A 20,729-nucleotide genomic window follows, 5' to 3' on the forward strand; every position below is an offset into this window, starting at 1 on the left:
CGGACCTGGAAGGAACTGGCCGGGGAGCACGGAGTCAGGCGGAACGGAGTCAGGCGGAACGGGTTCCGGGGGGAAAGAGAAGACGGGGCCGGTGCGCCCCTCTCGCCGCACCGGCCCCGTCGACCCCCACGCCAGTTGGTCAGTGGGGCTGCCTGGCGCCCCGCCCGCCGGCGGTCGCGCCCTTGGCCTGGACCACCTGGGCCCGGTCACCCGAGGCGTTGTGGTGGTTCAGGACCAGCAGCTTGTCCGTCCCGTCCTTGGCGAGCGCGTCGGCGTCGCGGTTGACGACGAGCGCGGTGCCCGGCTTGGCCACGTAGGACAGCGCGGCGTCGCCGCCGCCCTGCGCCCACAGGCCCGGCTTGAGCGGGTCGAACGACATCGGCTTGGCGATCTGGTCGATCAGCCCGTCCTTGTCGCCAGGGCCGACGTACACGCCCGAGACGCCGACGGTGTAGCTGATCCGCCTGCTCGCGGCGTTCGGGTCGATGCCCAGCGCCTTGAGCGACACCGGCAGCACGATCACGTTGCTGTCGAAGACGTTCGTGTCGACGTCGCCGAAGAACCCGTTGACCGGCTGGAGTTCCACCGTGGCGAAGCCGCCGTCGGGCTGCGGCTTGTTCAGGTCGACCGTCTTCACCAGCAGGACGTCGGTGCCCGACGGGCGGGTCACGAACGACTCGAAGTCCGCCTTGCCGTCGCCGTTCACGTCGATGTCCACGTACGGGATCGTGTTGGCGCCGACGTTGTACCAGTTGCCCCACGTGGCGATGCCGAAGGCGACCTGCGCCTGGTCGGCCTTGCCCTGGGCCCTGGCCAGCGGCGCGGTCGAGGTGGCGCCGACGTAGCGCAGGTCGCCGCCCTTGGCCGTCTCGTTGGGCGTGCAGTCGCTGGTGACCTTCTTGCCGCACTGCGGGAGCTGCGGGGAGGTGGCCTGCAGCTCGAAGACGCTCACCAGCGAGCGGTACGCCGAGGCGCCCTCGCCCTGGTCGAGGCCGCGGCCCTTGAGGTTGAGCACGGCCTGGGCGTCGCCCCGGCCGAACCGCACGTCACCGGCGCTGATCTTGGCCACCGGCTTGGGGGCCGCGTAGACGGAGACGCGCAGCGGCGTGCTGGAGCCGTTCTTCGGCGTCAGCACCAGCCGGCCCGAGGCGTCGGCCAGGAACTGCCGGGCCACGTTGAGCTGCGTGGTCTGCATCGTGGGGTCGATCGTCTTGCGCAGCGCCGCCGGGTCGTCGATCTTCAGCGACACCTTGAGCTTGGCGACACCACGTGGGCCCACCTTGACCGAGTTGCCCGACACCTCGTAGCGGACACCGGGAATCTCGGTGGCGGCCTGGTAACCCACGCCGTACTCGACGCTCTGGACGCCCTTGTTGACGACCTTGAGGGTCTTGCTGATCTGGGTCTTCCCCGAGACCTCGACGGTGCCGAACGAGACGCTCACCGCGCCCGGGTCGTCCTCGACCATCGCCAGCACCTGGTTGTCCAGCGCGGACTTCGCGTCGATCCGGCCGGTGCCGACCCGGTTCGGGCCGTACACCTTGCCGTTCGGGCCGGTGCGGATGTCGGCGCCGGCCGTGTTCATCACCGCGGCCTTGACCTCCTCCGGCGTCCAGTCCGGGTGGGTCTGGCGCACCAGGGCGGCGATGCCGGAGGTGTGCGGGGCGGCCATCGAGGTGCCGCTGATCACCAGCGTCCCGTTGCCGCTGCCGGACAACGCGGAGGCGATGGTGTCGCCGGGCGCGGACACGTCCGGCTTCACGATCTTGTGGTGCACGCCGCGCGAGGTGAAGCCGCTCGGCGTGTCGGTGATCGACGGGTCCGAGGTCTTCACGCTGGTGCGGAGGTCGCCGGCCATGCGGACGCGGAGCGAGCCGGCGGTCAGCGCCGGGCGCAGCGCCTTGGTGGCGGAGGCGGTGAACTGGAACACCGGGATGCCCTGGTTGCCGCCGATGCTGGAGCCGAACTGCTCGACCGACGACGAGAAGATCGCGGCGGCCGCGCCGGCGGCCTGCGCGTTGTCCGCGCGCACAGCGGAACCGCAGCGGCGGCTGGCGTCGTTGTCGTCCCACTCCAGCCACACGGCCTTGCCGGCGACGGCAGCCTTGTCGGCGGCGGAGAACGGACGGCAACCGTCCTTGTTGGACTCCTCGCTCACGGCGACGACCGGCAGCGTGGTGTTCAGCGTGTCGTAGCCGCCGAACGCGCTGCTGTACTGGCCGGGCTTCACGCCGGTGACGTCACCGGGCGCGACGACCTCGGCGCCGTCCCGCAGGACGGAGGCGTCCCGCGAGCTGGCCACCGTCAGCGCCTCCGGCGTGCTGCCGGGAGCGCCACCGGTGTCGTGCCGGTCGCCGTCGTTGCCCGCGGAGATGACCGGGAGCACGCCGTTCTTGACCAGCTTGCGCACGAAGAGGCTCTGCGGGTCGTCAGGAGCGCCGTAGTTGCTCCCCAGCGACAGGTTCACGACGTCCAGGCGGTCGCTGAAGTCGCCGTCGCCGTCCGGGTCGAGCGCCCAGTCCAGCGCCTGCGTGGTCAGGTTGGTCGAGCCCTCGCAGCCGAAGACCTTGATCGAGTAGAGCAGCGCCTTGGGCGCGGTGCCCGGGCCGATCCGCATCTCCTCGAGCTGCTTGTCGTCGAGCTTGCCGTAGTCGCCCCGGAAGGTGCTGCCGTCGGCGTTGACGCCGAAACCGGCGGTGGTGCCGGCCACGTGCGTGCCGTGGTGGCCGCAGGAGATCGGGTTGGGGTCCGGCGAGGGGGTCGTGGAGCCGTTCTTGCCGCGCGCGTCGTAGTTGTCGCCGGCGAGGTCGGTGCCGCCGACCACCTTCGCGGTGGGGAAGAACGACGGGTCGACCTTGGTGTGGTCGATCGCGTCGTAGGCGGCCTTGGTGCCCGGGCCGCCGAACGTGGCGTGCGTGTAGTCGATGCCGTCGTCGATGATGCCGACCCGGACGCCGTCGCCGAGCTTGCCCGCGTCCTGCCACGCCTTGACGGCGCGGGTCAGCCGCGCCGCGCTGGAGTTCGTGCGCTCCACCGGGGAGATCGGCTGGACCGCCTTCACCTCGGGGAGGGCGGCCAGCTCCTTGACCTTGTCGGCGTCGGCGGTGACGACGACACCGGGCACCGCGTTGCTGGTGCGGTGCGAGACCTTGGTGTCGGAGTCCTTGGCGCGCAACGCGTCGACCACCTTGTCGGCGGCGCGCTGGGTGTCCTGCCTCGCCTGCTGGGCGGCCTGCTTGGCCTGGTCCTTGCCGGCGCCCTGGCCCTGCTTCTCGGCGAACGCGTCGACCGCCGGCTTCTTCTCCAGCTCGACGAACGCGGTCACCTCGCCGTGGGCGTCGGCCAGCCGGGGCGCGATCTTGCCCTCGACCGGGTCCGGCGGCAGCGGACGCGCGCCGGGGGCGGACGGGGCGAGCCGCGAGCCGTCCGGCGCGGTGGGCGCGGCGCTCGCGGTGGCGGCGCCGACGACGCTGGTCGCGAGCAGGGCGCTCAGCACGGCGGCGGCCGAGCGCGCTGCCACGCGGCCGGCGGCGCCGGACACGCGGGTTCTTCTCATGGTTTCCTCGCTGACGGGCCGTGCTTCGACCCCGCGGCCGCCAGGAGGCGGGCCGCCGGGACGCCATGCCCTCACCGGCGTCCGGGTCCGACCTCGTCGCGCGGACCGTAGGCAGCGGAGGGGAACACCCACATCCGACGAAGGTCGGCTGCGCGCCCCACCAACGAGGGGTGGCGCATTGCTCCGATCTGTGCAGCTCGGGCGGGCCGTTGGTCGGAGTCGTGGCGCGGGGTCACCGCTGTGCGTTGGGGGCGGACAGGAGCCCATCCGATGATTGCGAGATCAACAGGGGGTGATTTCTGGTATCCGCGCGGTGACGGTCCGAAGCATCCGACGTCTGATCACTGTCGGTGCGGAGGGGCGGTGGAGGATTTCGCGTTTCCGAGCGCGGTCCGGCGAACCGCCGGTTGTCGGTCTCTCGGGCGGGACGTTCTGGTGCCGGGCGGTGTCCCGCAGTGCTCGCCCGCGTCTGGAGGTGTTTGTCTCGCGTTCGTCGGAGCAGGTGCGCGTTTGTCGGTGCCAGCCGCTGTTGGTCGTGCTCCGCGCTACTTGTCAACCCTCCATCCACAGTCACCCGAATTCCTCCACAGGCTGGCGCTCGGGCCTTGGGCGCGTGGTCGGGGGCGGATAGGCTGGAGCAGGGCTCGCCCCCCAGGGCGGGTGGGGGCTGTCCTGAGTGGACAGTGCGGGCGGGACGCCCTGGCCGGCGGGCCGGAGCGCTCAGGAGACCGGTTCGGAGCCCCTGGCCAGCCACCGCTGCACGGACGCCAGGTGCACGGTCGCCCAGGAGCGGGCCAGGTCGGGCTGGCGGGCGGCGAGCGCGTCGACGATCGCCCGGTGTTCGGCGACCACGTCGGCGACCCCGCCGCAGCGCACGGTCTCGCCCCACATCTCGGCGCGGAGCGCGGCGCTGGTCAACGTCTCCAGCAGTCGGGTCATCGCGGCGTTGCCGGCCGCGGCGACGACCCGGCGGTGGAACTCGGCGTCGAGCTCCACGAGCCGGTCGACGGAGGTCGTGTCCTCCGCCTCCGCGCACAACGCGCGGAGCGCCGTGATCTCCTGGGCGTCGACGCGCGTGGCGGCCCGCATGGTCGCCACCGGCTCCAGCACCCGGCGCACCTCGTGCACCTCCAGCGCGGACCGCTCGTCCCGGTGCAGGTCCAGGACCAGGGACAACGCGCCGAGCAGGTCGTGGGCCTCAAGGCTGGCCACGTAGGTCCCGTCGCCCTGCCGCACGTCAAGGACCCGGACCAGGGACAACGCGCGGACCGCCTCCCGCAGCGAGCTGCGGGACAGCCCCAGCCGCTCGGCGAGGTCGGCCTCCCGGGGGAGGCGGTCGCCCGGGCGGAGCTCTCCGGCGAGGATCATCCTCTTGACCCGCAGGATCGCGTCGTCCGTGACCGCCACGGCACCCCCCAGACTCGAACCAGGCGCACCAGTATGCGCGGTGGTCCTCGGCCGTCCGGCTCCGGCCGGCGGCGAGCGGGGGGCGGCCGGGGGACGGCGGGGGAAGGTGCCCGCGATCGGGTGCCACCCGCTCGGGCGCACCGCGTGGCACGCGTTGCTCCGTTCGGCGTAACCTAGCGAGTGCCCGCCTCATCCCGCCCCCTCGGTGAGGCGGGCCTTCTTCTGTCCGGGCTTCTCCCGCCCGACCTCTGCCCGCCGCGGCGGCCGGCTGGGCTCGCGCCCTCTCACTCGTTCGGGGAAGCCGGGGTCGGCCGTGGGCCGCGCCGCCTCCGCCGCCGGCCTGTTCGGGCTGGTCCCGGGGGTGGAACTCCGGTGGGGTGAGACGGCCAGGCGCGTGGTCGTCTCACCCCACCGGATGATGGGCGGCGCGGATGACGGGTCAGCCAACCCGACCGACGTTGGCGGCGGGTTGGCTCCCGCACCGGTCAGCGGGTGCGGGTGACCTTGGCCAGGCCGCGCGGCCGGTCGGGGTCGCCGCCCCGGGCGAGCGCGAGCCCGAGGGCCAGCCGCTGGACGGGCAGCACCTCCAGCACCGGGGCGAGCTCCTCGGCGCAGGCCGGCACCTCCACCCGCAGCGCGGCCGGGACCTGGGCGGCGGCGGAGCCGACCGCGCACACGTCGGCGCCGCGCCCGCGCACGACGTCGAGCACCTCGCGCATGGCGGCGCCACCGCGGCCCTCGCTGCAGATCGCCAGGACGCCGGTCTGCTCGTCGACCGCGGCCACCGGGCCGTGCAGCAGGTCGGCGCCGCTGTAGGCGCGGGCGGCGAGGTAGCTGGTCTCGGCCAGCTTCAGCGCGGCCTCGGCGGCGGTGGCCGACGAGTAGCCGCGCCCGGTGGTCACCATGCGGGCGACGAACCGGTAGCGCCGCACCGCCTCCTCGACGGCCTCGGCGCTGCCGTCGAGGGTCGCCCGCGCCAGCTCCGGCAGCCCGGCCGCCGCCTCGCCGGTGCCGCCGCGCACGGCGTCGACCAGCAGGTAGAGCGCGAGCAGCGAGGCGCTGTAGGTCTTGGTCGCGGCCACCGCCAGCTCCTTGCCGGCGGTGATGTCGACGTCCAGCTCGGCGGCCCGGTTGAGCGGGGAGTCCGCGGTGTTGGTGACCGCGACGGTCAGCGCGCCGCGGCGGCGGGCGGCCTCGGTGACCTCCAGCAGGTCCGGGGACCCGCCGCTCTGGCTCACCGAGACCAGCAGCACGTCGGTGAGGTCGGGCTCGGCCCCGTACAGGGTGGTGGTGGACGGCGAGACCAGGCCGCACGGCAGCTGGAGCAGCACCTCGATGAGGTACTTGGCGTACAGCGCGGCGTGGTCGGAGGAGCCGCGGGCGGCCAGCAGCGCGAAGCGCGGGCGCCGCTCGGCCACCTGCCGCGCCACCTCGGCGATCTCGGTGCGCCGGTCGAGCAGCCGGGCGAACACCTCGGGCTGCTCGGCGATCTCGGCGCTCATGTGCCGGCCGGGCTCGCCGGTCGGCTCGTTCTGCGTCATCCCTGGCCTCCTGGAGCCGCGATCGACGCGGCGAGCAGTTCGGCGGCGGCCCGCAGCGACACCAGCGATCCGCCGTGCGTGTCGACTCGGGTTGGCCGGTGGTCGGCCGTGCCCTGGTCCGGCCCCGGCACGCCCGTCTCGACATGCACGAGGTCTAGACCAATCTTAGCCAGTCGGGTCAGCAGGTCCCTGGTTCCAGGGTGCCGGTGAGCCTCCCGGGTGACAACCACCACAGGCCGGCCGGCGGCCGTCGCGCGGATCTCGTCCGGGTGAACCTCGGGGCCGACCCGCAGCTCGGCCGTGCCCGGCGCGAGCTCGGCCAGGTGCGGGCCGACGCCCCACGGCACGTCGCCGACGGCGATCGAGCCGGGCACGACGACGTCGACGACCAGCGGCGCGGCCCGCAGGGCCAGCTCGCCCCTGACCACCACGGCCCGGCGCGCCGCCCGCAACCCCAGCTCGGTCAGCGCGTCGAGGTCCGCCGGCCCGGTCCGGGGCGTCCCGCCCAGCTCCGCGACCCGCGCCGCGGCCTCGGCCAGCCGCTCCTCCGGCAGCAGGCCGGCGCGCACCGCCGCCACCAGGGCGTCCACCACCCCGGCGACGACGGCCTCGTCCGCCAGCTCCCCGCCCAGGCACAGCCCGTCGGCGCCGGCGAGCAACGCCCGCACGGCGGCCGAGGTCAGCCCGTCGAGGTCGCCGAGCCGGCCGGCCACCGCGCCCATCTCCAGCGCGTCGGTGACGACCGCGCCGGTGAAGCCCAGCTCGGTCCGCAGCAGCTCGCCGATCGCCCTGCGGTTCAGCGTCGCCGGCGCGTCGCCCCAGGCGGGCACCACGAGGTGCCCGGTCATCACCGACCGGGCGCCCGCGGCGACCGCCGTCTGGAACGGCACCAGCTCCGCGGCCCGCAGTTCGGCCTCGGTCCGGTTCAGGGTGGGCAGCTCGTGGTGCGAGTCGGCGGCCGCCGCCCCGTGGCCGGGGAAGTGCTTGACGCAGGCCGCGACGCCGGCCGACTGGAGGCCGGTGACGAACGCGGCCACCTGGCGGGCCACGGCGTGCGGGTCGGAGCCGAACGCCCGGACACCGATCACCGGGTCGTCCGGGGTGAGCGTCAGGTCGGCGCACGGCGCGAGGTCGAGCGTGACCCCGCAGGCCGCCAGGCGCGCGCCGAGCGCGCCGGCGACCTCCTCGGTCAGCGCGACGTCGTTGACCGCGCCGAGCGCGTGGTTGCCGGGCACCAGCGAGCCGCGGAGGGCGTCGAGCCGGGTGACGTCGCCGCCCTCCTCGTCGATGCCCACCACGAGGTCCGGCCGCTCCGCGCGCAGCGCGGCGGTGAGCGCGGCGACCTGGTCGTCGTCGACCACGTTGCGGCCGAACAGCACCACGCCGCCCAGCCCGGCCCCGATCCGGCGGCGCACCCAGTCGGGCGCGCCGGTGCCGACGAAGCCGGGCAGCAGGACGGCGTGCGCCAGCCGGGACAGGTCGCCAGCGGACGAGGCCGGGGCAGGGGACGAAGCCGGGGACGTGGACGGGGCGGTGCCCGGCGCGGGCCGGGAGCTGGGGTCGGACACGTTCATCCCTTCACCGCGCCGGCGGTCACGCCGGCGACCATGTTCCGCTGCACGATCAGGAAGAAGACGACCACCGGCAACGTGAAGAGCGTGGACGCGGCCATCGTTCCGCCCCAGTCCGTGCCGAAGGCGGTCTGGAAGGTGGACAGCCACACCGGCAGCGTCCGCTTGGACTGGTCCTGGAACAGCACCAGCGCGAACAGGAACTCGTTCCACGCCGTGATGAAGCCGAACACCGAGGTGGCGACCAGGCCGGGGCCGAGCAGCGGCAGCGTGACCCGGCGGAACGCGCCCCACCGGTTGCAGCCGTCGACCATGGCGGCCTCCTCCAGCTCCGCCGGGATGCCCTGCACGAACCCGCGCAGGGTCCACGCGGTGAACGGCAGCGTGGCGGCGAAGTAGACCAGCACCAGGGCGGGCATCTTGTCGAGCAGGTCGGCGTCCCGCATCATCAGGTACATCGGGATCAGCAGCGCCTCGAACGGCGCCATCTGCGCCACCAGCACCAGCAGCAGGAACCCCTTGCGACCGCGGAACCGCAGCCGCGCCAGCGGGATCGCCGCCAGCAGCCCGGCGACCAGGGAGAACAGCACCGCCACCAGCGTCACGACCAGGCTGTTGACCAGCGCGTCGCCGAAGCCGGGCTTGTCGACCGCGGAGAGGAAGTGCTGCCCGGTGAGGCTGGTCGGCACCAGGTCGAACCCGGTGGACTGCATCTGGTTCGTCGGCTTCAGCGCGGAGCTGACCATCCAGTAGACGGGGAAGGCGAAGAACGCCGCCGCCACCAGCCCGACGGCCGACAGCACCACCCGGCGGGGGGTCATGGCCCGATCGGCCCTCACAGGTCCACCTCCTGGGAGCGCACCAGCATCCGCAGGTACTGCACGGTCAGGACGAGCAGGACGACCACCATCAGCACGCTGACCGCCGCCGCGACGCCGAAGTGGCTGCCGGCGATGCCCTTGAGGTACTGCAGCACCGGCAACGTGGTGCTCTCCCCGTTGGGGCCGCCCTGCCGGAACGCCCAGACCTGCGCGAAGATCTTGAAGTCCCACAGGAGCTGGAGGAAGGTCATCATCATCACGATCGGCCGCAGCGTGGGCCAGGTGACCGACCGGAAGGTCTGCCAGGGGTTGGCGCCGTCCATGCCCGCCGCCTCGTACAGCTCGCGCGGGATGCCGATCAGGCCGGCGTAGAGCGAGAACGCCACGAACGGGATCGCCTGCCAGCAGACGAGAACCCCGATGACGAACAGGGTGGACGCGCCCGAGGCGAACCAGTTGTGGCCCTCGAAGGTGCTCAGGCCCACCAGCACGAGGGTCTTGTTGAGGATGCCGTAGTGCTGGTCGAACACCCACTGGAAGACGGTCGTCGCCGACAGGATCGGCATCGCCCACGCCAGGACCATGCAGATCTGCAGCGCGGTGCGCACGACGCGGCCGAGCTGGCGCATCAGCAACGAGATCAGCAGCCCGCCCAGCAGCGTGGTCAGCACGCACGCCGCGGTGAACAGCACGGTCCGCAGCGTGATCTTCCAGAACTCGGGGTCGCCGAGCACGGTGGCGTAGTTGTCGAAGCCGGTCCACACGACCTGCCCGCGGACCAGCTCGCCGAGGTCCATCTTGCGGAGGCTGGTGAGCACCACCAGCACCGCCGGCCACCCGACCAGGGCCAGCACCGCGACCACGGCCGGCGCCAGCAGCAGGTACGGCGTCAGGACCTGGCCCAGCGGCCGCCGCCGCCCGCCCGTCCGACGCCCGTCAGCACGCGGCGGTGCCGGCGGGGGGTTCCCCGCCGGCACCGCGGTGTCGATCGTCGAAGTCATGTCGGGGTCAGCCGCCCAGCGCCTGGCCGATCTTGGCATTGGCGTCGCGCACCGCGTCGGCCGGCGTCTTCTGCCCGGTCAGCGCCGCGGTCAACATGTCCTTCAGCGGGTTCTGCCCGGCCTCGACCGGCCCCCACTTCGGGGTGGTGGGGGTGACCCGGCCGTGCTGCGCGGCCAGCGCCATCGGGCCGGCCACCGGGTCCGAGGCCAGGGCGCTGACGTCCTTGGACGTGCCCGGCACGGCCCCGCCGTCCTTGGCGATCTTGTTCTGGTACTTCACGCTGGACAGCAGCTTCAGGTAGTCCTTCGCCAGGTCCTGCCGCTTGCTGCCGGCCGGGATGGCCACGTTCGAGCCGCCCAGGAACACCGGCGCGGTCCTGCCGGCCTCCTTGCTCGGGATCGGGAAGGCCGCGGTGACCTCCTTGAGCTGGGGGTTGGCCTTCACGGCGTTGGCGTGCTCCCAGGGCAGCGCGACCATCATCGCCGTCTTGCCCTTGGCGAAGACCTCGTACTGCTGCGGGGTGGCCTCGTCCTGGTCCTTGGCGGCCTTGGTGCCCGCGGTGTCGACGAGCTGCTTGTAGTACTCGACGGCGGCCTTGGCCTCGGGGCTGTCCACCGCGGCCTTGAAGTTCTTGCCGTCCTGCCTGGTGACCTCGCCGCCCTCGTCCCACAGGAACGACAGCCAGACGTACCAGGACTGGCCGGGCAGGTAGAGCGCCTCGAACTCGGGGTCGCCGGCGTTGGCCGCCTTCACCTTGCGGATGGCGTCCAGCCACTCCTCGCGGCTGGTCGGGGTCTTGGTGACGCCGGCCTTCTCGAACAGGTCCTTGCGGTAGATCACCGTGCGGTTGGCCGCGTAGAACGGCATCGCGTACTGCTTGCCGTCCCAGGTGGCCGACTCCTTGAGGCCGGACAGCCACTGGTCACCGGCGAGGTCCTTGGCCGACCCGGTCAGGTCGGTCAGGGTGTTCTCGGCGGAGAACCGCGCGGTCTGGGTGTTGCCCAGCTCGATGACGTCCGGCGGGTTGTTGCTGGCCAGCGCGGTGACGAGCTTGTCCTGGATGCCCTTCCACAGCTGGACCTCGTACTTGACCTTGACGCCGGGGTGCTGGCCCTCGAACTCCTTGTGGAGCTCGTCGGTGAAGCCCTTGGGCGCCGAGCCGTCCATCAGCCAGACGGTGAGCGTCTTGTCGCCGCCCTGGTCGCCGCCGGAGCCGCTGCTCCCGCCCATCCCGCAGCCGCTCGTCGCGACCGCCAGCGCCGCGGCGCCGACGGCCAGTCTCTTCCAGCGCTTCACTCTGCCGCCCTCCCGGCCTGGCCCCACTGCCAGGCGTCGAAGTGGTGTAGACCAATGTGAGCAGAGTGTGTGCCGTCACAGAGGCTGTCAAGGGGGTTGCGAAGCTGTGACAAAGAGGTCGGATGACTGTCGTGTGTGATCTGATCACACGCCGCCGGGGTTTCGCGGCATGCTGAACGGCACCGGTGGGGCGAGCCCGGGGACCGGGTGAAAGGAGACGGCCATGCTGGAGACCACGCCGTCCGCGGGTGACGGAGCCCGGACGCGCGCGCAGCGCGAGCCCAAGTACTGGGGGCTCAAGCGGCACCTGCTCGACCTGCTCCGGTCGCTGCCCCCCGGCTCACCGATCCCCACCGAGCGGTCGCTCGCCGCGGAGTTCGACGTCTCCCGCACGACCGTCCGGCAGGCGTTGGCGGAGCTGACGGTGGAGGGCCGGCTGCTCCGCGTGCAGGGCAAGGGCACCTTCGCCGCCGAGCCCAAGGTGGCGCAGCGGCTCCAGCTCTCCTCCTACACCGAGGACATGCGCGCGGTCGGCCGGCAGCCCACCTCCCGGCTGCTGGAGGCCATCGAGCAGGTCGCCGACCCGGACCTGGCCCAGCTGCTCGGCGTGCGCCCCGGCTCCAAGGTGCTGCGGCTGCGGCGGCTCCGGCTGGCCGACGGCGAGCCGATGGCCATCGAGACCACCCACCTCGCCCTCGGCCGGTTCCGGGGCCTGCGGCGCTACATCGGCGCGGGCGGGTCGCTGTACCAGGTGCTGCGCGAGCGGTTCGGGGTCGAGCTCGGCCACGCCGAGGAGACCATCGAGACCGCGCTGGCCAGCCCGGAGGAGGCCGAGCTGCTCGGCGCCGAGGTCGGCCTGCCCATGCTGCTGCTGTCCCGGCACTCCTTCGACACCGAGGGCAACCCGGTGGAGTGGGTGCGCTCGCTCTACCGCGGCGACCGCTACAAGTTCGTCGCCACCCTCAACCCGCCCACCCGGTAGCCGCTCAGGCGTCGTCGCTGACGCACAGCAGCCACAGGTTGCGGGCCGCGCGGTCCAGGACCACGAACGTCGCGTCGCCGATGGTGCCGAAGAACCAGTCGCTCCACGGCCGGTCGCTGTAGGCCACGACCAGGTCGGTCAGCCGCATGCCGAACAGCGCGGCGCAGACGGAGGTCGCCAGCTCCAGGGACGCGATCGCGTCCTCGGTGCGCCGGTCGGGGTCGGTCGGCGGGTAGTGGTAGGCGCCCCCGTGGTGCACGTACGAGGCGATCCGGCCGGGTAGCGTGAACGGGTCGACGGGGCTGAACGCCACGTCGCGGATGGACGGCCGGAAGCCCGGCGAGGACAGCGCCTCGACCACGGCCGGGTGGTGCAGGAGACGGGCGGGGAAGCCGATCTCGGGCAGCCGGTTCCGGGACGCGTGCCACGCCAGCACCGGGTGGTCGCCCAACGCGAACCCGGTGAACGCGGTGTCGCCGCTGGGGTAGCGGTCGTGCAGCAGGTCGAGCAGCTCGTCGACCACCAGCGGGTGGGCTGGCAGGGGGCGCACGACGAGGTCGCGCCACATCCGCTCGACGTCGGCCTCGGTCGGTCGAGGTTGTCTCCAGTCCGGTTCCCGCACGGCTACCGATGATCGCCGAAAACCGCGCCGCGCGGGTTCCATCCCGACAAGGGCGTGTTCGGTCGGTTGGCACCGGCCAGCGGCGGAGAGCAGCCTGGCGGGCATGACCGAAGAACCCCGGGTGAGCTGGGGCACGTCCCGGGCGAGGGGAGTGCTGGCGGCCACGATCCTCGGCTCCGGCATGGCCATGCTCGACGGCACCGTCGTCAACGTCGCCCTGCCCGCGATCGGCGCCGAGCTGGGCGCCTCGATGGCGGGGTTGCAGTGGATCCTCGACGGCTACCTGCTGACCCTGGCGGCGTTGATCCTGGTCGGCGGGGCGCTGGGCGACCGCTACGGCCGGCGGCGGGTCTTCCTGGTCGGCGTCGCCTGGTTCGGGGTGGCCTCCGCGCTGTGCGGGGCGGCCCCGACCACCGAGGTGCTCGTCGTGGCCAGGGCGGCGCAGGGCGTGGGCGGGGCGTTGCTCACGCCCGGCTCGCTGGCCATCCTCCAGTCGGTCTTCGCCAGGGGCGAGCGGGCCACCGCGATCGGCGCGTGGTCCGGGCTGTCCGGCGTCGCGACCGCGGTCGGCCCGCTGGTGGGCGGTCTGCTGGTGCAGGCGTGGTCCTGGCGGCTGGCGTTCCTGGTCAACCTGCCGGTGGCGGCGGTGACCTGGTGGTTGACCGCGCGGCACGTCCCGGAGACCAGGGACGAGTCGGCCGCGGGCCGGCCGGACGTGCTGGCGGCGGCGCTGGGGGCGCTGGGCCTGGCCGGGCTGACCGGGGCGCTGGTGGAGGCGCCGGTCCGCGGCGCCGGCGACCCGCTCGTCCTGGCCGCCGGCGTGGTCGGCGTGCTCGCGCTGCTGTGGTTCGGCGCGCGGCAGGCGCGGTCCGCCAACCCGACCGTGCCGCCGGCCCTGTTCGCCGACCGCACGTTCCTGCTGTCGAACCTGACGACCTTCCTCGTCTACGCCGCGCTCGGCTCGATCATGGTCCTGCTCGTGGTGCAGCTCCAGATCTCGCTGGGGTACGCGCCCACCGCCGCCGGCCTGGCCGGGCTGCCGATCACGGTGCTCATGCTGCTGCTCTCGGCGCGCTCCGGGCGGCTGGCCGAACGGGTCGGCCCCCGGTGGCAGCTCGTCGTCGGCCCGCTCGTCATCGCGGCCGGCCTGCTGCTCCTGCGGTTCGTCGAGCCGGGCGCCAGTTACCTGACCGGTGTGCTGCCCGGGGTGCTCGTCTTCGGCCTCGGGCTGGCGACGGTGGTCGCCCCGGTGACCGCGACGGTGCTGGCGGCCGCCCCTGACCGCTACGCGGGCGTGGCGTCCGGGGTGAACAACGCGGTCGCCAGGACGGGGACCCTGCTGGCGGTGGCCGTCCTGCCCGCGGTCGCGGGGCTCTCCGGCGCGGCCTACACGGATCCGGCCGCGCTGACCGCGGGCTGGCGGACGGCGCTGCTGGTGTGCGCCGGGATGTGCGCCCTCGCCGGGCTGGTGGCGTGGGGCGTGGACAACCGCGTGCTGGCGGAGGCGGCGGTCAGACCGGAGCCCGCCGAGCACGAGGCGGCGCATCCCGGCGAGTGCCTGTGCTGCGGTGTGGAGGGACCGCCGACCCACCTGAGCCCCAGGGGCGTCGGCCCTGGCAACGCCTGACCAGCCCTGACGAACCGGTCAACACCGACGGGCGACGCCCGGTTCGGCGACACGGGGAACCGGATCGGCCCCGCGTGCGTCTATGGGGCCACCCGCCCGCCGTCGACGTGCCCTGGTGCGTGCCGCCATGCGCGCCGAACCCGCGCGCGGGCTCGTCGACGCCCGTGGGAGGAGCCATGGACATTCGCGACCAGCTCGCCAGCGCCGCCAGGGATCTGGCCCGTGAGGTGGCGCAGTCCCCCACCGCGCGGGCGGTCGGCAGGAAGGCCGGCGCCGCGATCGACACGGCGATCGACAAGGCGGTCGACACCGCGCGTGACGCGGGGATTCCGGCGTTCCTGCACGTCGCCGCCGGGTCCAGGGTGGTCGACGGGGTCGCCCCGGCCGCCGTGGGCAGCTTCCGCGTCAGCCCCGACCAGGCCCCCGCCCTGCTGGAGCGGCTGCGCGCTGCGCTGGACGTGCTCGACGAGGTGGCGGCGGACGCCCAGCGGCTGGCCGAGGTCGACCCGCCGGGGCACGACCCGGTGAGCCAGCAGGCGATCAGGGACATCACCCGCCGCGTGACCAGCGGGGACGGCGCGCTGGTCCGGGCGGTGGAGGAGTACCGCAGGGCGTTGACGGACACGGCGCACAACCTGGAGGCCGCGCTGCGGGAGTACTCCGAGGTCGAGTCCGCCAGCACGGAGACCTTCCGGGGCGGCGCGCGATGAGCTACGACAGCACCTTCAACGGGGTCGACCACCGCACCATCCACGCCTGGCTGCACAGCGGCCCGGGCTCGGCCCCGACGACCACCGCGATGGCCGACCAGTGGCGGGCGGTGGGCGTGAAGTTCATGGCGGTCGCCGGCCTGGTCGACCAGGCGGTGCGGGCCGCCGGCGGCGAGTGGTCCGGCGCGGCGGCCGAGGCCGCGGTGGACGGGATGAGCCCGCTGGCCGGCTACGGGCGGTCGGCGGCCGACGTCACCGAGCAGATCGCCGACCGGGTGGCCCAGCAGTCGGCCTACTTCGACGAGGCCAAGTACGGCGTGCCCGACGCGGTGGCGACGCCGGGCGAGCCGCTGCACCGCACGGCCACGCCGTGGAGCGTCGACGTCGCGGCGGCCGAGGCGGCGGAACGGGCCGCCGACGAGGAGGCCCGGCGGCGGATGCGCGTCTACCAGGCCAACACCGCGAGCAACGTCGCCGACCTGCCCGTGTACCAGCCCCCGCCGGGGCGCTCGGTGGCGGTGGGCGGCGGTGGCTACGACGGGACGGCGATCGGCGAGGTCGGGAGCGACGTGCCGACGGGTGGCGCGGCGACGCCTGGCGGGTGGGACCAGGGAGGACAGGGCCGAGCGCCCTCGGAGGCCGTCGGCCCGGTGCCCGAGGTCCGCGAGCCCGGACGGAGCGGTGGCGGGGACGCGGGTACCGGCGCGGGCGGTGGCGGCGGCGCTGTCGACCCCGTGCGGCCGGCGCCGGGCGGGCACGTGCCGACCAGCCCGTCCGGGCAGCCACCAGCCCCGCCGGCGCCCACCAGTCCGAGCCAGCTCCCGTCGTCCGGGGCCGACCCGGCGGAGCCCGCTGGTCGCCAGGGCGGCGGCGATCCGGGTCGGGGGTCGCTCCCCGATCCGGCCGGGGGTGGGCGGTCCGGGGGACCTGTTCCGGTCAGCGGCGGGCCGCTGCCCGGGCCGGCGGGGCGTGGCACCACGGGTGCCGGTGAGCGCGGCGCCGGGCCGCTGGCCGGTGGCGCGGGCCGGGAGGGTGCGCCCCGCGTGCGGAGCGGGTTCGGCGGCGTGCCGGGGGGCCAGGGCTTCCTGTCCGAGAACGCGGCGCTCCGCCGGGGCGCTGGTTCCCCCGGGGCGCGGGGGATGGGAATGATGCCGATGACGCCCGTGGGCGGCCGGCGCGAGGAGGACCGGGAGCACCGGTCGCCCGACTACCTGGTGGAGACCAACAACATCTACGGCGAGCCGGACATGATCGCGCCGCCGGTGGTGGGCGCGCCGCGCGAGGAACGGGCGCGATGAGCTACTGGGCGCTCTCGCACGCCGCGTACGACGTCTGCTGGTCGGACCTGGGGCTCGGGCAACGCCCGCTCGTGATCGACGTGCCCGCGGTCGGCGCGACCGAGGCGGAGCGCGCGGACCTCGCCGAGGACGTGCGAGCCGACCTGGTCGCCCGCCGCCTGCACGACGGCCGCGAGCTGGACGAGGGGCTGGAGTGGGCGTTGTGCCTGCTCGCCCGCCCGGTCGCCGCCGTGGCCGTCCGGGTCGTCTCCGACGCCGGCGAGCTGCGGGCCATGACGGCGACCGGACGCGGCGAGACCGGTGTGTGCGCGGTGCTCGACGCCGACGCCCTCCACCTGCGGCGGGTGCCCGCGGCCGAGCTCGCCGCGTCCGCCCTGGCGCTGCTGCCCGACGTGCCGCCGGCCGTCGGGACCTCGGTGGCCATGCCGGCGGAGTTGCTCGACGACGTCGTGCGGCGGGAGTCCACGCTGGGCGGGGTGACGGCGGCGCTGATGGACACCGGCCTGCGCGCTGACCTGGCCCGACTGGTCGGGGAGGCGGTCACGGCGCCGCGCTCGGGCGCGGCCCGGTTCGAGGCGGCCGGGGACGTCGAGCCGGGGCGGCCGCACCGCGCCGCCGCGGGGCTGGGCGCGCCGACTGCGCCGACTGCGCCAACGGCGCTGACCACGCCGACAGCGCTGACCACGCTGACCGTGCTGGACACCGAGCGCGGGCGGTTCCTCTGCCAGCGCGCGCCCGGCTCGGACGGGCGCCCGTGGCTGACGATCTCGCCGGGCCCGCTGCCGCTGCTGCTGGAGCGGGTCGCCGAGCTGGGGGCGTCCGCCGGCTGACCCCCGCCCGAGCATGATCGTCCACTGTGGACTAGCTCTGAAGTGGGACGGGGTTGCGTCGCAGTGGTTGTTGTCACGGCAACCCAACCGTGGGGCACTCCCCACACGTCCATTCCGTTGGGGAGGACGGGAGAACCGGGCGGCGCCGGCGCGATCCGCGCGCCGGGGGAACCGCCCGGGGAGTCGCGACACAAACGGAACTGATGGCGGAACCGGAGAAGCGGGAAGAAACCGACGAGGTGGACGGGAAGCGCAAGCCCCGTCTGGAGATCAAGCCGACCCAGGTGGCCGGCGGCGCGTTGGCCGCCGTCACCGCCGCCGTGCTGGGCGCCCGGCTCGGCATGGCGGGAACGGTGCTCGGCGCGGGCGTCGCCAGCGTCGTGACCACCGTGGGCGGCGCGCTCTACCAGCACTCGCTGGAGCGCACGCGGGACACGGTGAAGGTGGTCGCCACGAAGCTCCCGCTCGGATCGCACGGCGCGGAGCGGACGGCGGTCGACACCACTCTCGCGACGAGGACCTGGGAGGGGGACCGCGGTGACCAGAACACGATGTGGGCGGGGCGGCCAATGGGCGAGGACGCGGCGACGGAGATCGTCCACCCGGTGGGGTCGGGTGGGCCGGCGCGGGGGTTGCCGGACCAGACCACGATGATCATCCGTCGACCGGCGTCCGTGTCGACGGCGGTGACGGCGGTGTCGGCGGCGGAGGAGCCGGACCGGGCCGAGCCCGCGCCGGCCGCCCGGCAGACCTGGCGGGAGTGGCTGGGTCAGCGCTGGGCCAGGGTCGCCGCGGTCAGCACGCTGGGCTTCGTGCTCGGCATGCTGGTCGTGACCGGCGTGGAGTGGGTGCGCGGCGAGCCGCTGTCCGGCGCCGGCCAGGGCAGCACGGTGGGGACGATCCTGCGGGGCGGCCCCTCGCCGCAGATGCGGCCGGAGCCGGAGCGGGACGCCTCGGTCCCGGTCGGCGACGACCGGCCGACCGGGGACGGCAGGGGTTCCCGGACGTCCGAGACGCAGCGGTCGGAGGCCCCGGTCCCGAGCGGACCGTCGCGCCAGCCCGACCCGAGCGCCTCGGAGCGGCCGCCCACGTCCTCGGCGCCCAAGCCCACCACGAGCCAGCAGCCGCAGCCGACGCAGCAGCCGTCGAAGACGCAGCAGCCCACCGGGACGCCCGCGCCGGGGCCCGGCCCCGGGACCGGGACCGGACAGGGGCCGGGGACGGGCGCCGACGCGGGGGCGGGGCAGCCGAAGCAGACGCCGGTCCCGGGCCAGGACCGGCAGGGCTGACACCCGGCCTGACCGCCGGTCGCACGCTTCGGGGGAGGCGGTGCGACCGGCGGTCCTCCTCTCCGCGGCCCCACCGCCGCGGGTTGTCGTTTCCGCGGCGACGGCGGGCACGTGTCGTTTCTCGCCGAAAATGCCGACGGTCCTCCGGTTCCGGTGCCGGTTGATCACGGGATGATCTCCCGTCCGCCGCTCGTCGAATTTCGTGTACGACCGCCCGCTTGCCGCCCTGGCACCCCACGGGGCTCGCAAACCTTTCTGGTTTCTTTCGGGGGCGAGGGCCGCGGGAAAGACGGCGAACAGTTTTCGCCGGGATTCCCGGTTCGCGGGTTCACTGGTCAGCGAGGAGCGACCTGGGAGATCCCGATCGTCCTACGTCTCGGAGTGCTCCGCGTTGGCAGTTCCTGTGTCACCGGATGTGGCCCGCTTGACCAGGCGATACCCCCGGGCGGGGGTACGTGTCGGGTCAGCCCCGGCGCCCTTCCACGGTGACGCCGTGGTGACGCGGCCGGTCGGCGGGCGGGGCTGCCTCGGTCGGGTTCGTCCCCTTGGTGCCGGCCGATGGCGGTGGGGGTTCCCGCCATTCGGGTGAGCTGTCACCGACGAGTGGCCGTCTACTCATTACATGACGTCATAACATTGCCACATAGGTGACATTCTGCAACCAACTCGCGGTGATCTGTGACACGCTTTGCCCCGATTGGCGGCTTTCCGTAATAGTCACGCCTCCATAACGTCGCCCAGCAGGAGGACCCGTCACCGAACGGGTGAGTCGGTCCCACACGAGGGGAGGGGTGCCATGTCGAGCCACCACCAGTCGGCCGCCGGCGCTCCGCTCCGGCGCCGCTCGACCTCCTCCCGCGGGTTGTCCCCTGTGCACCTCACCTCCCTGCCCGCGGGCCACCCTGCAGCACGAAGCGAGGGAGACAAGTCATGAAGCCGATGAACGCGGCTCGGATCGTCGGGGCGGCCCTGCTCGTGGCCGGCGCGACCGCCTCGTTCACCCTGCCCGCCGGCGCCGCGCCGGACGCGGGTGACACGGCATCGCCCGAGATGTTCGCCGCGATGCAGCGGGACCTCGGCCTGTCCGCGGACCAGGCGAAGGACCTGCTGGCCAAGGAGAACGCGGCCACCGACACGGAGGAGTCCCTGCGGGGCTCGCTCGGCGCGGCGTTCGGCGGCGCGCACTACGACGCGGCCCGGGGGAAGTTGGTCGTCGGGGTGACCGACCTGTTGGCCGTGGAGCGGGTTCGCTCCGCTGGCGCCGAGCCGACGCTGGTCAGCCGGAGTGAGGCCCGGCTGAACGAGGTCAAGGCGGCGCTGGACGCGCGGGGCGACAACGCCCCGCAGTCGGTGACGAGCTGGTACGTCGACCCGACCAGCAACAGCGTTGTGGTGACGGTCAGCCCCGGCGCGGTCGAGCAGGCCAAGGGCTTCGTGGCCGGTGTCGACGCGGACGCCGTCCGCGTCGTGGAGTCCACCGAGTCCCCGCGCCCGCTCTACGACCTGATCGGCGGGGACGCCTACTACATCGGCAGCGGCTCGCGCTGTTCGATCGGCTTCTCGGTGCGGGGCGGGTTCGTGACCGCCGGGCACTGCGGGCGGACCGGCGCCTCCACCACCGGGTCCAACCGCCAGGCCCAGGGCACCTTCCAGGGGTCGGTCTTCCCGGGCAGCGACTACGCCTGGGTCAAGACCAACTCGAACTGGACGCCCCGCGGGCTCGTGAAGAGCGGTGGCAGCACCATCAAGGTCCGCGGCTCGCGCGAGGCGGCGGTCGGCGCCTCGATCTGCCGCTCCGGCTCCACCACGGGTTGGCACTGCGGCAAGGTCCAGGCCAAGAACCAGACCGTCCGCTACTCGCAGGGCGCGGTCCGGGGCCTGACCAAGACCAGCGCCTGCGCCGAGCCGGGTGACTCCGGCGGCTCGTTCATCAGCGGCGACCAGGCCCAGGGCGTGACCTCCGGCGGCTCCGGCAACTGCCGGTCCGGCGGCACGACCTACTTCCAGCCGGTGAACCCGATCCTCAGCCGGTACAGCCTGCAGCTCGTCACCGGCTGATCGGTCCACACCCAGCCGGTGCGCGGCCGCCCCCTGCCTGCCGCGCACCCGGCCACCAGGCGCCCCCCGGACCCGTCCGGGGGGCGCCTTCCGCCGTCCGTCCGTCGGGCGCGGAGCTC

At 74.0% G+C, this 20,729-nt stretch carries 15 protein-coding genes; 7 read left to right on the forward strand and 8 right to left on the reverse strand.

All coding sequences use genetic code 11. From position 1 onward, the window contains the following. Window positions 1–139: 139 nt before the first annotated feature. From BUE43_RS05070 to BUE43_RS05105, 7 genes are all read right to left on the reverse strand, one after another. Complete coding sequence (locus BUE43_RS05070; protein WP_073480047.1) at window positions 140–3,556, reverse strand: S8 family peptidase; 3,417 nt, start codon at window positions 3,554–3,556, stop codon at window positions 140–142. A 720-nt stretch (window positions 3,557–4,276) separates the two neighbouring features. Next, window positions 4,277–4,963 (reverse strand): FadR/GntR family transcriptional regulator, encoded by a 687-nt coding sequence (locus tag BUE43_RS05075; protein ID WP_073480048.1) that lies wholly within the window; start codon window positions 4,961–4,963, stop codon window positions 4,277–4,279. Between the two features lie 485 nt (window positions 4,964–5,448). After that, window positions 5,449–6,504, reverse strand: coding sequence for an SIS domain-containing protein (locus BUE43_RS05085; protein WP_073480050.1), 1,056 nt, complete (start codon window positions 6,502–6,504; stop codon window positions 5,449–5,451). Further along, window positions 6,501–8,078 (reverse strand): glycoside hydrolase family 3 N-terminal domain-containing protein, encoded by a 1,578-nt coding sequence (locus BUE43_RS05090; protein WP_083959313.1) that lies wholly within the window; start codon window positions 8,076–8,078, stop codon window positions 6,501–6,503. The genes BUE43_RS05085 and BUE43_RS05090 overlap by 4 nt, the downstream gene beginning before the upstream one ends. Next, on the reverse strand, window positions 8,075–8,896 hold the full coding sequence (locus tag BUE43_RS05095) for a carbohydrate ABC transporter permease (RefSeq protein ID WP_073480051.1): 822 nt from the start codon (window positions 8,894–8,896) through the stop codon (window positions 8,075–8,077). Before BUE43_RS05095 ends, BUE43_RS05090 begins: the two co-directional genes overlap by 4 nt. A 14-nt stretch (window positions 8,897–8,910) precedes the next feature. After that, entirely contained in the window at window positions 8,911–9,897 is a 987-nt protein-coding gene (locus BUE43_RS05100) for a carbohydrate ABC transporter permease (protein ID WP_073480052.1), read from the reverse strand. 7 nt (window positions 9,898–9,904) lie between these two features. Then, complete coding sequence (locus BUE43_RS05105; RefSeq protein ID WP_073480053.1) at window positions 9,905–11,194, reverse strand: sugar ABC transporter substrate-binding protein; 1,290 nt, start codon at window positions 11,192–11,194, stop codon at window positions 9,905–9,907. A gap of 223 nt (window positions 11,195–11,417) precedes the next feature. Between BUE43_RS05105 and BUE43_RS05110 the strand changes: the two genes are divergently transcribed. Beyond that, window positions 11,418–12,176 carry a GntR family transcriptional regulator gene (locus BUE43_RS05110; protein WP_073480054.1) on the forward strand — a complete coding sequence of 253 codons (759 nt, stop codon included), beginning with the start codon at window positions 11,418–11,420 and terminating at the stop codon, window positions 12,174–12,176. A gap of 4 nt (window positions 12,177–12,180) precedes the next feature. Here BUE43_RS05110 and BUE43_RS05115 read toward each other — a convergent pair whose 3' ends face one another. Continuing rightward, window positions 12,181–12,798, reverse strand: a complete 618-nt coding sequence (locus BUE43_RS05115; protein ID WP_143173935.1) for a hypothetical protein — start codon at window positions 12,796–12,798, stop codon at window positions 12,181–12,183. A gap of 103 nt (window positions 12,799–12,901) precedes the next feature. On the opposite strand from BUE43_RS05115, the gene BUE43_RS05120 reads away from it, so the two are divergent. From BUE43_RS05120 to BUE43_RS05145, 6 genes are all read left to right on the forward strand, one after another. Continuing rightward, window positions 12,902–14,425 (forward strand): MFS transporter, encoded by a 1,524-nt coding sequence (locus BUE43_RS05120; RefSeq protein WP_073480056.1) that lies wholly within the window; start codon window positions 12,902–12,904, stop codon window positions 14,423–14,425. A 176-nt stretch (window positions 14,426–14,601) separates the two neighbouring features. Then, window positions 14,602–15,135, forward strand: a complete 534-nt coding sequence (locus BUE43_RS05125; RefSeq protein WP_073480057.1) for a hypothetical protein — start codon at window positions 14,602–14,604, stop codon at window positions 15,133–15,135. Continuing rightward, on the forward strand, window positions 15,132–16,433 hold the full coding sequence (locus BUE43_RS05130) for a hypothetical protein (protein ID WP_073480058.1): 1,302 nt from the start codon (window positions 15,132–15,134) through the stop codon (window positions 16,431–16,433). The genes BUE43_RS05125 and BUE43_RS05130 overlap by 4 nt, the downstream gene beginning before the upstream one ends. Beyond that, window positions 16,430–17,263, forward strand: a complete 834-nt coding sequence (locus tag BUE43_RS05135) for an ESX secretion-associated protein EspG (RefSeq protein WP_073480059.1) — start codon at window positions 16,430–16,432, stop codon at window positions 17,261–17,263. The genes BUE43_RS05130 and BUE43_RS05135 overlap by 4 nt, the downstream gene beginning before the upstream one ends. 203 nt (window positions 17,264–17,466) lie before the next feature. After that, a complete protein-coding gene (locus BUE43_RS05140; RefSeq protein WP_073480060.1) occupies window positions 17,467–18,552 on the forward strand; it encodes a hypothetical protein in 1,086 nt (361 codons plus the stop codon). A 930-nt stretch (window positions 18,553–19,482) separates the two neighbouring features. Continuing rightward, window positions 19,483–20,610 carry a S1 family peptidase gene (locus BUE43_RS05145; protein WP_073480061.1) on the forward strand — a complete coding sequence of 376 codons (1,128 nt, stop codon included), beginning with the start codon at window positions 19,483–19,485 and terminating at the stop codon, window positions 20,608–20,610. The last annotated feature ends 119 nt before the right edge of the window (window positions 20,611–20,729 follow it).

The organism is Streptoalloteichus hindustanus (assembly GCF_900129375.1).
GTDB lineage: Bacteria > Actinomycetota > Actinomycetes > Mycobacteriales > Pseudonocardiaceae > Streptoalloteichus > Streptoalloteichus hindustanus.

Bases quoted from the DNA above. Each gene is read 5' to 3' on its own strand.
- BUE43_RS05090 (WP_083959313.1), bottom strand. From the start codon at position 8,078: ATGAACGTGTCCGACCCCAGCTCCCGGCCCGCGCCGGGCACCGCCCCG.
- BUE43_RS05140 (WP_073480060.1), top strand. From the start codon at position 17,467: ATGGCGGAACCGGAGAAGCGGGAAGAAACCGACGAGGTGGACGGGAAG.
- BUE43_RS05100 (WP_073480052.1), bottom strand. From the start codon at position 9,897: ATGACTTCGACGATCGACACCGCGGTGCCGGCGGGGAACCCCCCGCCG.
- BUE43_RS05125 (WP_073480057.1), top strand. From the start codon at position 14,602: ATGGACATTCGCGACCAGCTCGCCAGCGCCGCCAGGGATCTGGCCCGT.
- BUE43_RS05110 (WP_073480054.1), top strand. From the start codon at position 11,418: ATGCTGGAGACCACGCCGTCCGCGGGTGACGGAGCCCGGACGCGCGCG.
- BUE43_RS05130 (WP_073480058.1), top strand. From the start codon at position 15,132: ATGAGCTACGACAGCACCTTCAACGGGGTCGACCACCGCACCATCCAC.
- BUE43_RS05120 (WP_073480056.1), top strand. From the start codon at position 12,902: ATGACCGAAGAACCCCGGGTGAGCTGGGGCACGTCCCGGGCGAGGGGA.
- BUE43_RS05145 (WP_073480061.1), top strand. From the start codon at position 19,483: ATGAAGCCGATGAACGCGGCTCGGATCGTCGGGGCGGCCCTGCTCGTG.
- BUE43_RS05085 (WP_073480050.1), bottom strand. From the start codon at position 6,504: ATGACGCAGAACGAGCCGACCGGCGAGCCCGGCCGGCACATGAGCGCC.
- BUE43_RS05135 (WP_073480059.1), top strand. From the start codon at position 16,430: ATGAGCTACTGGGCGCTCTCGCACGCCGCGTACGACGTCTGCTGGTCG.
- BUE43_RS05095 (WP_073480051.1), bottom strand. From the start codon at position 8,896: ATGACCCCCCGCCGGGTGGTGCTGTCGGCCGTCGGGCTGGTGGCGGCG.
- BUE43_RS05070 (WP_073480047.1), bottom strand. From the start codon at position 3,556: ATGAGAAGAACCCGCGTGTCCGGCGCCGCCGGCCGCGTGGCAGCGCGC.